Annotated in this window: 11 protein-coding genes; 4 read left to right on the forward strand and 7 right to left on the reverse strand. The window is 53.7% G+C overall.

The features are described from left to right. Positions 1–9 precede the first annotated feature (9 nt). The 5 genes from VCU37_RS00930 to VCU37_RS00950 are packed head-to-tail and all read right to left on the reverse strand — an operon-like array spanning position 10 to position 6,189. The gene (locus VCU37_RS00930; protein ID WP_336248756.1) at positions 10–1,143 is read right to left on the reverse strand and encodes a glycosyltransferase family 2 protein; all 1,134 of its coding nucleotides are present in this window, start codon (positions 1,141–1,143) and stop codon (positions 10–12) included. A gap of 2 nt (positions 1,144–1,145) precedes the next feature. Beyond that, positions 1,146–2,678 (reverse strand): ABC transporter ATP-binding protein, encoded by a 1,533-nt coding sequence (locus VCU37_RS00935; protein WP_336249533.1) that lies wholly within the window; start codon positions 2,676–2,678, stop codon positions 1,146–1,148. Positions 2,679–2,680: 2 nt separating this feature from the next. Further along, positions 2,681–3,550, reverse strand: coding sequence for an ABC transporter permease (locus tag VCU37_RS00940; protein ID WP_336248757.1), 870 nt, complete (start codon positions 3,548–3,550; stop codon positions 2,681–2,683). 43 nt (positions 3,551–3,593) lie between these two features. Further along, a complete protein-coding gene (locus tag VCU37_RS00945) occupies positions 3,594–4,349 on the reverse strand; it encodes an SIR2 family NAD-dependent protein deacylase (RefSeq protein ID WP_336248758.1) in 756 nt (251 codons plus the stop codon). Next, positions 4,330–6,189 (reverse strand): FUSC family protein, encoded by a 1,860-nt coding sequence (locus VCU37_RS00950; RefSeq protein ID WP_336248759.1) that lies wholly within the window; start codon positions 6,187–6,189, stop codon positions 4,330–4,332. Before VCU37_RS00950 ends, VCU37_RS00945 begins: the two co-directional genes overlap by 20 nt. A gap of 158 nt (positions 6,190–6,347) precedes the next feature. On the opposite strand from VCU37_RS00950, the gene VCU37_RS00955 reads away from it, so the two are divergent. Next, positions 6,348–7,025: a hypothetical protein gene (locus VCU37_RS00955; protein WP_336248760.1), complete on the forward strand. Its 678-nt coding sequence runs from the start codon at positions 6,348–6,350 to the stop codon at positions 7,023–7,025. A 391-nt stretch (positions 7,026–7,416) separates the two neighbouring features. Next, positions 7,417–7,761 carry a hypothetical protein gene (locus tag VCU37_RS00960; RefSeq protein ID WP_336248761.1) on the forward strand — a complete coding sequence of 115 codons (345 nt, stop codon included), beginning with the start codon at positions 7,417–7,419 and terminating at the stop codon, positions 7,759–7,761. Between the two features lie 234 nt (positions 7,762–7,995). Here the strand turns inward: VCU37_RS00960 and VCU37_RS00965 are convergent, their stop codons facing one another. Together VCU37_RS00965 and VCU37_RS00970 are read right to left on the reverse strand one after the other, a co-directional pair. Further along, entirely contained in the window at positions 7,996–9,411 is a 1,416-nt protein-coding gene (locus VCU37_RS00965) for a hypothetical protein (RefSeq protein WP_336248762.1), read from the reverse strand. Positions 9,412–9,467: 56 nt separating this feature from the next. Next, complete coding sequence (locus tag VCU37_RS00970; RefSeq protein WP_336248763.1) at positions 9,468–11,993, reverse strand: glycosyltransferase; 2,526 nt, start codon at positions 11,991–11,993, stop codon at positions 9,468–9,470. 107 nt (positions 11,994–12,100) lie between these two features. Here VCU37_RS00970 and VCU37_RS00975 point away from each other — a divergent pair, with 107 nt between their 5' ends. Together VCU37_RS00975 and VCU37_RS00980 are read left to right on the forward strand one after the other, a co-directional pair. Next, positions 12,101–13,063 carry a glycosyltransferase family 2 protein gene (locus tag VCU37_RS00975; protein ID WP_336248764.1) on the forward strand — a complete coding sequence of 321 codons (963 nt, stop codon included), beginning with the start codon at positions 12,101–12,103 and terminating at the stop codon, positions 13,061–13,063. Positions 13,064–13,068: 5 nt separating this feature from the next. Then, entirely contained in the window at positions 13,069–14,217 is a 1,149-nt protein-coding gene (locus VCU37_RS00980; protein WP_336248765.1) for a glycosyltransferase, read from the forward strand. The last annotated feature ends 12 nt before the right edge of the window (positions 14,218–14,229 follow it).

Consider the following 14,229-nt stretch of genomic DNA (forward strand, 5'->3'; position numbering starts at 1 on the left):
ACCGCTATCTTACGAAATGGCGCGCCGTTTCCTTTGCAGCCTACGCCGAATCCAGTCCGCATAATCAAATGGGCCGAACCATTGATCAATAATCTGCCTGTTGGAAATACGTGCCGCTGATTGGATTTCGTTACGTTTTAGCAACATTTTGCCAACAAGTTCACTGTCTTTAATCGCACCTAGAAAGGCGGTAGGAACGTGGAATGCCAAATCTGCCGTGCGTAAGAAGGTTGTTGCTCCCAATAGGTGGGCATCTGGGCCTATGGCCTGCCAGTCATCGTTTTTGAGGACGGTAAGAAACCAGTTCCGATAGGACAGGCGCTCAACAAATGCCGAGCGGCGGGCACCTGAACCACCACGTTCGTGGAGTGCAATGGCCGTTGGTTCGTGGTAGGCAATCCATCCACGCCGACGCAACCGCCAATCCACATCGACGTCTTCAAAAAACGCAAAGAAATCTTCATCAAAAATCTCGCCATTGATGGCAATATCATGCAGCGCTTCAGTTCGGTAAAGTGCGGCACAACCTGAGACCCCAAAGACTTCGCCGCCTTCTATTTGGCCAAGATCGGGCTGGCCTTCTCCCCGATTTCGGAATACCCGGTTCCGGTGTGCGCTGTGGCCAGTGGTGTCGATAATCGGGTTGCCATGGCGATCCCGTATTGGCTGGGCTGGCACGGTTTGGGGACTATAGGCGTATTCGTCGACACCATCAGATACATCAAGGCGGTGGATACGCCCTTGGACACTCGCGATGGTGGGATCTGATTCAAGCCGGGCGACCAGTTTGGCAATGTGGTCAGGGTGTAACCGCACATCGGGATTACAGATAAACACGGCGCCGGAGTGATCTGGGGCCTGGGCTATGCCTTGATTCGCGGCACCGGCAAAACCAAGATTAGACCAGTTCGCAATGACCTTGATACGTCGGTTAAACCGCTGGGCGATGGATACTGATCGGTCGCCAGAGTTGTTGTCAACAACGACAATGTTCAAGTGAGGATAGGTCTGGTTTAACAAGGTGTGTACACACGCACCAAGATGTTGTTCGGTATTGAAACTGACAATGACGGCAGTTACCTGCATACCTTGCTGTTTGTTGGAGTACATGCGTCCGTAGTCGCTACCGTCACCAGTGCCCATCGTTACTCCATTTCATCCGTTCGTGGCCACAAGGGATTGGGGTGTACCCGCGGCCCACCTTCTGCTAGCGGGTGTGGTTCAAATTGAGGTGGCCACACGCCTTCAGGGTTATCGATTGTGAACGTCATTCCCAAGTCCGCGGTCCCAAAATCCCAGGGTTGGCTTTGTACCCCAAGGCGTAAGGCCCCTTCGTTCACATCATGGATTGCATCCGTTTCCGCATTGCCAACTTCAACATCCACAAGCCACGTACCGGAAAGCACGTTCAATTGCATATCCGCATACACAGTGAGCGCCTCCCCTTCTGGCGGTGGTGCGAGATATTGCGTTCGCCATGAGGTTCGACTGTCATAGGTGGCATGACCATGGTCTGCACGGCGCAAACAGACCCGAACGTACAGACCGCCATCCTTAATCAGGTCCGTCGTTGGTGTGGTTTGAATCCCAATACGAACCTTTGTGCCTGGCGCGAGCTTCTTCCCTGCCGCGGTGTCAGGCCAGTTGGGTTCCAGGGGAAATGCGCGCTGCACGGCCACCGGTCGCGGGTCTGGACGACTGGGTGCTGCACCAATGGCATCAATCCAGACCTTATCAATGGTCATCTGGTGAGTACGTGGGTCGGTTTCTTCTTCAACCTCATGGGCATGGAGTTCTGGGAGGTCAGGAACCACCAGGTCAGCCCCTTTACCACCATCAAGACGGCGTTTGTATTCGGTGATGCCTTGTTCACTTGGCCCGTCGAACACGATATTGCCGTGTTCAAGGACAATGACACGATCACATAAGTTGGCGACACTGTGCAGGTCGTGGCTCACCAGTACAACTGTTTTCCCGGCCTCAGCAAAGGCACGCATCCGGGCCAACGAGCGATCCTGAAAGGTTTGGTCCCCAACGGCCAACACCTCATCAACCAGCAAAATATCGGGGTCAACGTGCACGGCGATGGCAAACCCCAGCCGCACATACATGCCACTGGAGTAATTTTTCACTGGGGTGTCAATAAAGTCGCGCACCCCAGCAAAATCCACAATGCGGTCAAAGGACGCATCAATTTCAGCCCGTTTCAGGCCGAGAATTGAGCCATTGAGATACATATTTTCACGGCCGGTGAGTTCAGGGCTAAATCCGGCGCCAAGTTCAAGCAGGGTGGCCATACGCCCGCGAGTAATCACGTCGCCCTGATCAGGTGGCAAGATTTTGGCCATCACCTTTAATAACGTGGATTTCCCGCTGCCGTTGTGCCCCACCAAGCCCACACGTTCACCCGGCATAATCGTGCAGGTAACGCCGTTGAGTGCGTGGAACTCGTTATAGGGAATGCGGCCAGGTCGAATGAGGCGTTCACGCAACCCTGGACGAGCGGTCGCATAAACACGAAAGACCTCGTGAACATCACGTACTTCGATCGCCGGTTGGCGACCTTGGCCTATCCTCTTGTCGGTATCGTGTGCCGATTGGGGTGTGGTGGCGGTGCTATCGTTACGCGTTTGACCAGGGTTCTCTCGCGATGCTTCTTCACGGGGGTTGTCGGGCATCACTACACCTCCTTTGCGAAGGAAACGGCCTGGCGACGGAATAGCCACCAGCCACCGATGAGGACGACAACCGCAAGTCCAGCACAGACCAGCCATGTTGAGAGGGCTGGGGACCCAGGTGGCGGGTGAAAGTCTGCCCGGTCAGGAGGCAGCGGGATGCCATAAAGAATCGTATGGAACATTTCGATGAACCAGCTGGCTGGGTTGATGCGAATAATACGCTCGAAATTAGACCCGTTTGCAGCGTCGATCAGTTTGACGTTTTCGAGTGAATAAATAACCGGGGTCAGATAGAACCATGCCTGCATGAGTACGGGCAGAAACTCATTTAAGTCTCGGAACCGCACCGTCAATGCCCCAAAGGCCATTGATGTGCCTGCGGTGAACATCGTGGTCAGGAGGAGAGCAAGGGCGAGGTAGGGCAGTGTTTCAGGGTGGAACCCACGATTCCACAAAAAAAGCGGACTGGTGGCTAAGAGAGCTAGGGAAAAGTGAACCAGTTGGCTGATGACGAGCGAAAGTGGCAGTACTTCCCTTGGAAAGTAGACCTTCTTCACCAACGGACCATTGGCGATGATGCTGGTCGCTGATGCCATCACTGAGTTTTGGAAAAACTGCCACGCCAAGTAACCAGACAGAAAGAATGTGGTGAAATCGCCATTCTCACCGAACGGCACCCGCAGGAACGTTAAGAACACGACCGTGAAGATCACGGCCAACATCAGTGGGGTCACCAGGGTCCAGGCGAAGCCAAGCACGCTGCCCTTGTAGCGAACGGTCAGTTCTTTGGCGATGAGATTACGCAGTAAATCGCGGGCTTCCCAAACTTCGTTGAGAACCATAAAGGGGCCGCGTGAGAGTGCTGATGCCATGACCGAAAAAGTTTACTGACCTTAGCTCATCATGTCCTTGCCCTTATGCCTGTCGGGCATGGAGATAATCAGCGATTTCTGCTAATCCCACGGCAGCACTGACCGGCCAGTGCAAGGTGGCTTGGGGGCTGAAAGCGGTGGGATTTGGATTGATCTCAACGGTTGGAATCGCGTTTTGAATAGCAAATGGTGGCAAGCTCGCAACTGGGTGCACGATGGCACTGGTGCCAACCACAAGGACCAAATCGGCATTGAGAATGGCATTCGCTGCCTGGTCTATGCACCCGTCAGGCAGCATCTCTCCAAAAAACACCACACCTGGGCGGATATACCCAGCACATTGCACACATCGTGGTGGTGCCACCCGTTGTTGTTCAATCTCGGGCATCACGATGGGTTCACGGTGGATACGGCCACAGTCTTCACAATAGGGCTGGGCGATATTGCCATGAAAATGCACCACATCGGTACTACCAGCTCGCTCGTGGAGGTTGTCAGTATTTTGAGTAAAGACCTCAACATGTACCATCTTGGCCATGTCAGCAATGGCGTTATGTCCGGCGTTAGGTTCAGCCTTATCTTGGATGAGAGCCATGCGCCACATATACCAAGCCCACACCAGGTCACGGTCACGACGCCAGCCTTGGATACTGGCTAGCGTTTCGGGGTCGTACTGTTCCCACAGGCCAGTCTGCTTGTCCCTAAACGTGGGTACCCCGCTCTCTGCGCTCATGCCAGCCCCAGTAAGTACAACGAGGCGCTGAGTATCGTCAAGCAGGTTAGTGAGTATCGGATTCATGGTCAGAACGCTCCGAGTTATCGCGCATTTCTACGGGTAGATTTTCGTCAAGGGCAATTTGCATCGCCTCAAACGGGGTGAATTGTTCCTCATCAGTAATTACTGCAAGATGAGCATCAAGGATATTTAACGTTATTTCTTCTGGACTCCGCGGATACTGGAACGGCTGTTCGGTGATATATCCCAGATACCGTCCCGCTTCTTTATACCGATTGGTATGGGTAATGAGCTCAGGATGCCAACAGGCTCCGAGTACGAGATAGCCCAAGGCACGCAGTTCCAAACTCATTCCGCGGTATCGACCGGCCCCATTCGGGTCATCCCGACTGGTCCGTCGCGCTACTTCTTCATTGGCGATCAATTCGGTATAGAGCACGCGCCTGTGTTGAAAAGCGGTGATGGTGTTTGTGCGTTCAAGTGCCAGATCATCCAAGACCGCCATCAATGCGTAGAGCGTACGACGGGCATAGCCACGGATGAAGAGAATCTCATGCCCGCGAAATGCGACAAGAATGACACCCATGCTGGCAAATGCTGCGATCACATCATCGGCGCTTCGTTCAAGAATTAATCCTTGAATAGCGCGTGCGCTGAGATCTTGGGTTGATGCACTAACATCAAGCAAGGCCATAGCGGTGATAAACGTCATGGCGACGTGATACGCGCGACGGATAAAGAGGGTACCTACGTATCGGGTGACAAATAACCAGCCCACAAGCCATACAGGAGAGAGCGGGAGGTGGGAGATCCCCCAAAACAGGCCGATTCCAATGACGGTTCCGACTATGCGTTGAAGTGCTTTGTTGGCTTGCTCTGCTCGGGTGCCACCGCTATTTAACAACACAACGGTGAAGGCGATAGCCCAATAGGCACGACTAAACCCAAACCCCAAACTCAATATGGCGGCCAATGTGGTGCCGATCCCTACACGGATAGAAATAAGGAGTGGCTCACTCGGCCAATCCAAGGAGGCGGCGATGAGCCGGCCCGGGGTCGGGCGTCCAAGGCTTAAATCTCGGAGGCGCCGACTTTGTACATCGGCCTGTCTGGCGGTGTAGCTCGGGCTGACCTTATGACTAATCTCCTCGGGCAGTTCCATGGCCGCCATTTCAGCAGATCGCGCAAGATACCTAATGTGAATGTCACGGAGCTTGTCTGCTTCAGCGTCTTCGTTTGGTGTGGCTTCAACCGGCAGTGCATCGGTAATGATTGTCCAGGCGTCATAAAGGCTTTCAGCAGCATTGGCTTGTACAGCCGTGCCACCGCGATACCGCGGATACCGTTCAAATCGCCGAACCGCGTTTTCCGCGCGGCGTAGGGCTTGTTCTTCGGCCTTATGACTTCCCCAGAAGATATCGACTAAGGCCAAGAAGGCCCCAAAGATGCCACCGATGAGGGTCATCACGAGTAGGAACACAGGGTTCGTACCATTCACCGTTAGCTGGTTGGAGATACCAATAGCTAAGACCATGAATACGCCACCAGGAGGACCAATGCGCATGACGGTCACAACATAGACCGCGATGACGGCAGTGATGACTTGGAAAATCACACTGAGGAGGAGGTTATGCCCTGCCAGAATGCCCATCGTGGTGCATATCAGGAGGCAGCTCACTGTCCACGTTTGAATGAGGAGCCGTATCCGACCAGCCTGGCCAGCCCCATATTGGACACAGAAGGTACCGATAAACGTCAGGAGCCCGAGATGAACATCACCCAGGAGGGCACCAACAGCAACCGGGGCGGCCGTTGCGATGGCGGCACGAAGTGCAAGGTCACCTCGGTTCTCCAACATTGAACGGGTTTCATCACTGAGCCACGACACAAACCGGCTAATCATCACCACAACTGTAAACAGGTTCAGTTCCCTTGTGTGATATTGCTCAAATGAGATGGTAACTAAACCGGTGTTCAAGATCGGTCGTAGGCCGGTCCTCCGATGGCCATGGTGCGTGTATTTGCACGTTCACCCCGATAGCCACAGGCTAGCCTGTGGCTATGGCCGCTTTTTATCGTTCCCTTCCTGCATGGTTTAGTGGGTTGATACTGCTGACCGGTTGTGCCCGTGCAGGCGGTGAACCAGCGCAATACACCGCCAACGGGGGGCTTCATGTGGACCGTTCTCACACGGTGAGCCAAACGGTGAATCCGGCTGGTGGTCAAGTGCAGGCTGTGGATGTCTTAGTTTTAGACCAGCCCACGGAGGGGGATGGTGTGTTAAACCTCGCCCTTGCCGCTGAAGGTGATGTACTAGCTGAACAGGCCGTGCCCCTTGAGAACATCACCGAGCCTGATCGTTGGGTGTCCTTTGCCTTTGATCAGCCTGTAGCCGTACCCGATGTGGTGGACGTCCAACTCACCATCAAGGGTGAAGGTAGTGTGCTGGTGGCGGCCAATCACACTCCCGATGATGCCAAACCTAGTAATGAGCCTGTCCACGACCCGTACCCTCAAGGTGAGGCCATGGCTAATGGCAAGCCCATCAACGGTGATATTGCCTTTCGTATCGTGGGCACAACCGGCCCAAGCGGTCTGCCTGGCCAGGTAGGGGCTATCGCCAAGGAAGGCACCAAGCGGCTCATAGGCCAGCCGCTCTTTGCCTACACGTGGGGGCTTGTCGGTATGGGTGCAGTGTGCTTGGCGGCTTGGGCTTTCTACACGAGTCGAAAAAGCTAACGCGCATCACCATTAGAACCATTCAGCCAGATGTGATCTGCATAAGAAGTTACTCATCACCAGGATAGAAAAACCAGTATCCCCTGGCCAGCCATTAGTTCGCCTAACCCCCATGAGAACAAGACATCGGGAACACTAATCAAAAGTTACAAGAATGATTCAAAACCCGATTCATTTTCCTTAACTAGATACCACCGTCGTAGCATCAAAGTAGGGCTCATTGGGTCCTATCAACAATAAGAAGCCGCCTTCAGGTGAGATCTGAGCGCGACAAGCTTCAACCCCCTTCACAAATATCCAAGAAACTCACTCCTTTTCATAACGCACGTTTGTGGGCTATTAGGCTCTTAATCTAGTAGCCCACAAACACACACAGTCTCCTGGAGAGATCATGAAAACGGATGAATACTCACGTAATTTAATAATTTTAAACACTGGTAAGTCAATAATGTTACCGATTGGATTGGCGACTATTGCCTTTATCTCAATACCATTCATTATTCCAGCGATAGTTGTAGGTTTTTTATCTGCGGTCTATCTCTATTTCTCGCCATCTAATAGAAACATCATCCAGGGTATCTGTTTCTGGATTTGCCTCTTATCAGGCTCTTTTGCTCTGTTTATTAGCTTGTCTCTAATGGTGAATGAGCATGCTACCTCTACTGTAAACCCTGCGGATATATCTGTATCCCACGAAGCTACACAATATCCCATCATTGAATCTGCGACAGAGTAACACTACACCACCATTTTTTGAAAAGAACGACTGTCTTATCCAATCCAAAGGATCTTGGAGATTGAGTGTTGCCTTTGTCAAAACACACTAGAGATAGCGTGTAGCCACAACAACAAACAGTTCGCATATAGAGAGCACGGGAGAAGAACGACAGGGTCAGCCATTGCCTAGGTTCTGTATTTGCTGTTGCTTCATGTGGATTTAAATCGGTAGTTAGCTTGTTAGCTCCACTCGTTAACTTGTCAGTTCACGGGGTGAAGCAAGGAATTGCACGTCACGGACAACTGGCCAAAGCTGCACAACGGTGGTGGCAAGAAAGACGGTTCGGTACACGCTAATGAGCTTTTCGCTTGTTTCGGGCTGTGTGAGCACTAGGTCATGCAAGCTTGGCAAAGCCAGGGCCATGTCTGGGTTGAGGGGGCTGAACAGGCCAAGGGTGATACCCGGCCCACCGATGGTGTCCGCTAAGGCAAAGACGGTGATGATCTGGATGAGATGCAGCCAGCCCACCCCAGGCCAATCAGGGCGGCGCATAATTGCCAGCACCACAAAGGGCACAAACCACACAAAGTAGTGCACGCTGAAGGTAGCCAGGGCAAACATCAATCCGTGGAAAATAAACAGCCACTTCCACAGGTCAGGCGCACCCACCCGTTGGCCAAACCAGCCATATTGATGGCCCAGCAAGGCAAGCAGCACAATCACGGCACCCACGCCAAAGAAGTAGATGGCTCCAGGATCATCAGGCAAATCCAGGCGATAGGCCAGGTAGGTCGAGCCCGTGTGATAGTCAGCCAAGGTGGCCAGTTCACCAACTGAGTCACCCACGATCTGGTTAATCACCATCACGATGCCAAAGGGGATGAGGGCCAGCACCGCCCATAACACCTGGGCAATGAGACGGCCCAGCCAGGCCCATCCAGCAAGGGTGGGCTCAGTGGAGAGGTCAAGTTCACCAGTAGCTTGATCAGCGATCAGGTCGGCCGCTTGGGGCGTGCCCACTCCCCTACCCAAGAACCAGCCAGCCGGGGCAACCAGGGCAAAGACAGGCACCAACAGCAACGGATAGCCACGCATCGTGATGCCCACCCCGAGGGCGAGCGCTGCCCAAAACCAGCGGTTGCGTTCGGCCAGCATCAGGGCCCACACCACAAACACCACCGCAAACATTTCATAGCGCCCAAAGGCGGCACTGGCGTACAGGCCAATGGGGCTCACCATCCAGAGGGCAAAGCCTTGCACAACACGCTTAGCTGCCTGGCCCTTATTCATCCACACCAAAATCAGCCCGGTGAGCAAGTCGAGCACCAGGTAGGGCAGTTTCAAGATAAAGATGGTTGGGAAGGCATCCGGCCGGTTGGCAAACTCGCGCAGGTATTGGGGCGCCAAGGCCCCAGAGTCAGCCCACCACCACGGGTCGGTCCACAGTTGTGCCTGGTCGGGTAGTAAAGGTGCGGCGACCAATAGCCAGAGGGCATGTAACCAGTGGGCTCCCATATTGACCATATATTCGGCATACACCGTGCCATCGAAGGCAATCAGGTGGGAGCGCCAATACACAGCCAGCATGTCGGTTTGCAAGCTAAAGGGGGCGATCAATAAGCGCAGCACAATACCAATGCCGAGCCAACCCAAAATCCTGCGGTCCAACTTCACGCTACGCCCAACCCGTACGTGCCATCATCCCTGCTGCCATCAGTCTTGGCTTAGTGGCCAAATTTGCGCCGGACAACCCCCACCGCCTTACTCGCCACCGAAATGGGACCTTCATGCACCATCACTTGTGCGGCACGTCGCAGGTAGTGCGCACGAGAGCGTTGAATGGCCACATCGGTATGTTTCACCCCTGAAGACAAGTATTCTCCACGGCGGTGACCTACATCAGGTGCCCGTTTCGGGTCGAGACAGAACCGCACGATGGGTGCCAGGCTCTTTTCCCAGGTCATCTCGGTTCGGATTTGTTCTAAATTGGCCACACATTGGTCGTAAAAGGCCTGGTCATCGTGTAACCGGATAATGGCATCAGCCAATGCGTCAACATCTTCGGGAGGAATCGCAATGCCAAGGGCACGTTGGGTGGTTAGGTCACTGAGGGTGTCACCTTCGGTGGCGATAATCGGCAAGGCACTCCAGATGTAGTCCAGAATGCGAGTGCGGTAGGAGTAGCGTGTTTCGAGATGCTCAAAGTGCGTGCTCACCCCGATATTGGCTTCGAGGAGATAGTCGGCACGATGGTCGTAATCAATCCAGCCATCATTGAAGAACACGTGCGTATTCAATAACCCAAGCTCATCAGCCAAGTTGTAGGCATTGGCGCTCATTTGCATCTTGGGTACGTCTGGGTTCGGGTGGGCCGACCCCATAAACCACAACTTTACGTTAGGGCGGTCCTTCACTACCTTGGCCACGGCATTAATCAGGGTCAGTGGGTCAAACCAGTTGTAAATCCCGCCGCCCCACACGAGTAAGAAGTCGTCGTCAGTAATGCCATCAACAACGCCACGCAACACGCGGTCTTGGTGTTTAGATGGTGGAATGGTGGGCATCCCAAAGGGTGCAACGTCAATCAGTGAGCGCAAACTTTCATCAGCGTCAAAGGTGGCGGGGTTAATCCGCTTCACCATCGCCAAGTGGCCTAGCCACAAGTCACGCTGTTTTTCAGACGCGCATACAAAGAAATCACCACGCCGTAATTGGTCGTCAATAATCTGCCGGTCAGAATTTGCCGTGGCATAGCGTTGCCAGTCCAACTCATGTTTGCGCTGGGTCATCGCTTCGATGTGGAATGGGTCATATAGGTCAACGAGTACCGGAATATCCAGGTCAATGATTTGTGGATAGTGGAACATCACAAAGCCCTGGAAAATAACCACATCAGTTGAGTTCAACAGCACTTCAATGCCACCAGCCTCATTGACCCCAGTTACCTTGAAATCGTGTGAGAACTTCTCAGGGGTTGAGATACTGGCCAGAGTGACGTCACAACCAGCTGCGGTTAAGACGGTGGCCATTTCCCAACAGCGAATGGCCGGACCGGCCATCTTTGCCCCAAGTCGGTCGCCGGTGATAATCAGAATGCGGCGCGGCTGGACAAGCTGCTGGTCAAGTTCAAACGCAGCCACGGTGGCCTGCCAGGTTTGCAGGTATTCATCGCCAGCCACATTTGGTAAGAGCGCTTGTTTAAACAGTTTGAGAATCTTCTGGTCACTCATCGCCCGATGGCCTTGCACCCAACGGCGTTTATGGGCCCAGGTGGGCAGTTGTTTCGCAAAATCACGGATAGCGCCCAGATGTGCCGCCGTGAGGGCACTCATCGGGAAGGTTTGGTCATCCACGTTCTCGGCACCTGGGAAAATGCGGAGGTCAGGGAACTGATCGTGGTCAACCATGTCGGTAAGCCCACGTGACAGAGTTAGTAACAGGGCGGAAGGGAAGGTTGAGGCAAAGAGCTCATCACCGTAGTTCTTGTACACGGTGGCCAGGGCGTTGCGTTCAAGCATGAACCGCTCACGGGCGTAGCCAAAGCGTTTAATCGTGCCGTGGTGTTCGTGGTAGACCCGGCTGGCTGGCACAAAGTGGGTTTCTAACCCAAAGATCCAGAGGCGCCAGCCAAAGTCAACGTCCTCGAAGAAGGCGAAATAATCCTCGTCAAACCCACCCGCGTCTAAAAAGACCTTGGTTATGACAAACATTGCGCCACCGGAGGCAAATAATGTTGGTCCGGCTGCCGGTGGGGTTTTGGTGAAATCTTCTTTATTGTGTGCCGCATAGCCCATGGCGTTAAAGGCCATCTCGCCACCGGCGTAGTCAATGGTTTTGCCATCGGCGTGCAAAATGAGCGAGCCGACACAGCCAACTTCGTCATGGCTTTGGAGGTAGGCGATACCGGCACTGATCCAGTTGGGGTCAGCCACGGCATCATTATTCAATAGCGCCAACACTTCACCGTTGGCAACCCGAGCAGCTTGATTGACCGCCGGGCTGAATCCCACATTCTCGTTGTTGACCAGTACCCGAACACGGGGGAAGTGTTCACGAATATAGTCCACGGAACCATCGGTTGAAGCGTTATCAATCAAGATCACTTCAACGAGTTCAGGGTCATACGTCTGTTTTTCGATACTGTCGAGACAAGGACCAAGCATATCCTTGCCGTTTAAGTTAACGATGACCACAGACACCGTGGGATATTCAGAACGGAAACCGGGCGGGTCAATGCGAGAAACAGACATTAAAACTCCAAAGAGACGGACAGGGGTCCACACTAATACGTGCGCAGTCTAAGGTAGATCGTAATAGTTAGCGTGTTGGCCTATCACACGCACATAGGCTGGCGGTAATGACTGTGCAGACATTAAGTGTTGTGGTACCCGTATACAACGAAGTCGAAAGCCTGGACCGCTTTGTGACTGAGCTGATGGAGACATTGCAGGCCGACTCGATGGCGGCCTATCAGAGCAAGGTCTTTCTCGTCGATGATGGGTCAACCGACGGGTCTGTGGAGCTAGAACGCCAACTTCAAAAAACATGGGATGGCCAGCTCGAAGTCATCGAATTAAGCCGTAACTTTGGTAAGTCAGCAGCCTTACGCGCTGGCTTTGACTATTCAGATAGCGAGCTCGTGGTGACTTTTGACGCTGACGGCCAAGATGTGCCCGCTGAATTGCCTCGGTTGCTGGCCGCATTGGATGAACAAGGCGTTGATTTGATGTGTGGGTGGCGTCAAACCCGTATTGATCGCAGTGTGAAGCGTCGCACCTCAAAAATCTATAACTGGGTTACTCGCAAAGGGAGTGGCTTGGATTTGCATGATTTCAACACCGGGCTCAAGTTGTTGACTCGTGAACTCGTTGATGCCCTCCCCCTTTACGGGGAGTTCCATCGGTACGTTCCCGTGCTGGCCTATGACTTGGGGTTTCGAGTTGGAGAGATCGCCGTTGAACATCGTCCACGCACCGCTGGTGTGAGCAAATACATGAGTTTGTCTCGTTTCCCAAAGACCTTCCTTGATTTGTTTACGGTGCTGTTTTTAACCAAATTCTCGAATAGCCCCATGTACCTTTTTGGCGGCCTCGGCGTTGCACTAGGTGGGTTAGGGTTTGTCATTCTGAGCTGGTTAACCTTCGTGAAATTAGTACTGGGTGAAGGTATCGGCCAGCGTCCACTCCTGATGTTCGGCATGTTGTTGACCCTTGTTGGCCTCCAGCTCTTTATGACCGGGCTCCTGGGGGATGCGCTGCGACTGAGTCAGGCGAGTAGCCGACCAACCTATCGGGTCAGATCGTCAACCTTAAAGGCCTAACCACTATGCGTGCCCTGGTTATCACGCATGTTTATCCTCGGTGGACTGGCGATAGCCAAGCACCATTCTTGGCGCATTGGGCAAAGGCGCTTCGTCATGCAGGGCATGACCTGCGGATTCTTGCACCGCACGACCGCGGTGCTGAACTGGACGAAACGCTGGATGGTATTCCCGTCCATCGTGTCCGTTATGGTGACGATGAACACGAGCGAGTGGCCTATCGCGGACAGATGCATGAACTGGTAAAAAGCCGTTCAGGTATGGCGCAATTGGGTCGCCTTACCTCCGCTATGGTGCATGCAATCCGGCAAGAGGTCCACACATTTAAGCCAGATATCGTGCATGTGCATTGGTGGGTGCCCGGCATGATTTGGGCGCGCCTGGCGGCTGTTCGTGTGCCGATTGTGTGTCAGCTTCATGGCACTGACGTCAAGCTGGCACAACGCAATGGTGCAACACGCCGCCTCGCACGGTGGGCGTTAGCACGGGCGGATGGTGTTGAGGCGGTTAGCACTCACTTGGCGTCTCAAGCGGCAGCCCTGACCGCTACGCCTATTCGTATCAACCCTATGCCCTTGGGTGAAGGGTTCTTCTCGCCACCAACTGCACCGTCCACAATTGACCTTGACCTGGCCCGTGTCTTGGGGGTTGGCCGTTTGGTACCTGCAAAGGGATGGCGTGAATTGATTGAGGCATGTGCCAATAGCCCGGTTCCGTTACTCGTGCGCATCATCGGTTCAGGCCCCCAGCACGATGAACTCCTTGCCTTGGCACACCACCTACAAGTACCGCTTGAATTGCCGGGAAACGTTAATCCCGAACAGATGCCGAATGAATACCGCCAAGCCGATGTAGTGGTCCACCCCAGCCATGCGGAAGGGTTTGGAATGGTCATTCCCGAAGCCCTCGCCTGTCGGCGGCCGATTGTGGCTACAGACTCTGGCGGTGTCCTTGATCTCCTTGAACCTGAACATGTGGTGCCTGTTGGCGATGTGTTGGCCTTGCGGGCAGCAATATTGAATGCCTTAAACGACCCACAAACCGAACAGGCAGAAAACCTCGCTGAACGGGTTCATGACCTGCTCAGCCCGCAAGCAGCAGCAGAGCGGTCAACCGCCATCTGGCACGCCGTGGCAATGCCGTCGTACAGATAACATCGGCGCTCT

Origin of the sequence: Stomatohabitans albus, assembly GCF_036336025.1 — a bacterium.
Classification (GTDB): Bacteria; Actinomycetota; Nitriliruptoria; order Euzebyales; family Euzebyaceae; genus Stomatohabitans; species Stomatohabitans albus.

What these genes read in the sequence shown, in the direction of transcription:
- VCU37_RS00935 (WP_336249533.1), bottom strand. Translation starts at nt 2,678, where the DNA reads ATGCCCGACAACCCCCGTGAAGAAGCATCGCGAGAGAACCCTGGTCAA.
- VCU37_RS00980 (WP_336248765.1), top strand. Translation starts at nt 13,069, where the DNA reads ATGCGTGCCCTGGTTATCACGCATGTTTATCCTCGGTGGACTGGCGAT.
- VCU37_RS00975 (WP_336248764.1), top strand. Translation starts at nt 12,101, where the DNA reads ATGACTGTGCAGACATTAAGTGTTGTGGTACCCGTATACAACGAAGTC.
- VCU37_RS00950 (WP_336248759.1), bottom strand. Translation starts at nt 6,189, where the DNA reads ATGATTAGCCGGTTTGTGTCGTGGCTCAGTGATGAAACCCGTTCAATG.
- VCU37_RS00930 (WP_336248756.1), bottom strand. Translation starts at nt 1,143, where the DNA reads ATGGGCACTGGTGACGGTAGCGACTACGGACGCATGTACTCCAACAAA.
- VCU37_RS00945 (WP_336248758.1), bottom strand. Translation starts at nt 4,349, where the DNA reads ATGAATCCGATACTCACTAACCTGCTTGACGATACTCAGCGCCTCGTT.
- VCU37_RS00970 (WP_336248763.1), bottom strand. Translation starts at nt 11,993, where the DNA reads ATGTCTGTTTCTCGCATTGACCCGCCCGGTTTCCGTTCTGAATATCCC.
- VCU37_RS00940 (WP_336248757.1), bottom strand. Translation starts at nt 3,550, where the DNA reads ATGGCATCAGCACTCTCACGCGGCCCCTTTATGGTTCTCAACGAAGTT.
- VCU37_RS00955 (WP_336248760.1), top strand. Translation starts at nt 6,348, where the DNA reads ATGGCCGCTTTTTATCGTTCCCTTCCTGCATGGTTTAGTGGGTTGATA.
- VCU37_RS00960 (WP_336248761.1), top strand. Translation starts at nt 7,417, where the DNA reads ATGAAAACGGATGAATACTCACGTAATTTAATAATTTTAAACACTGGT.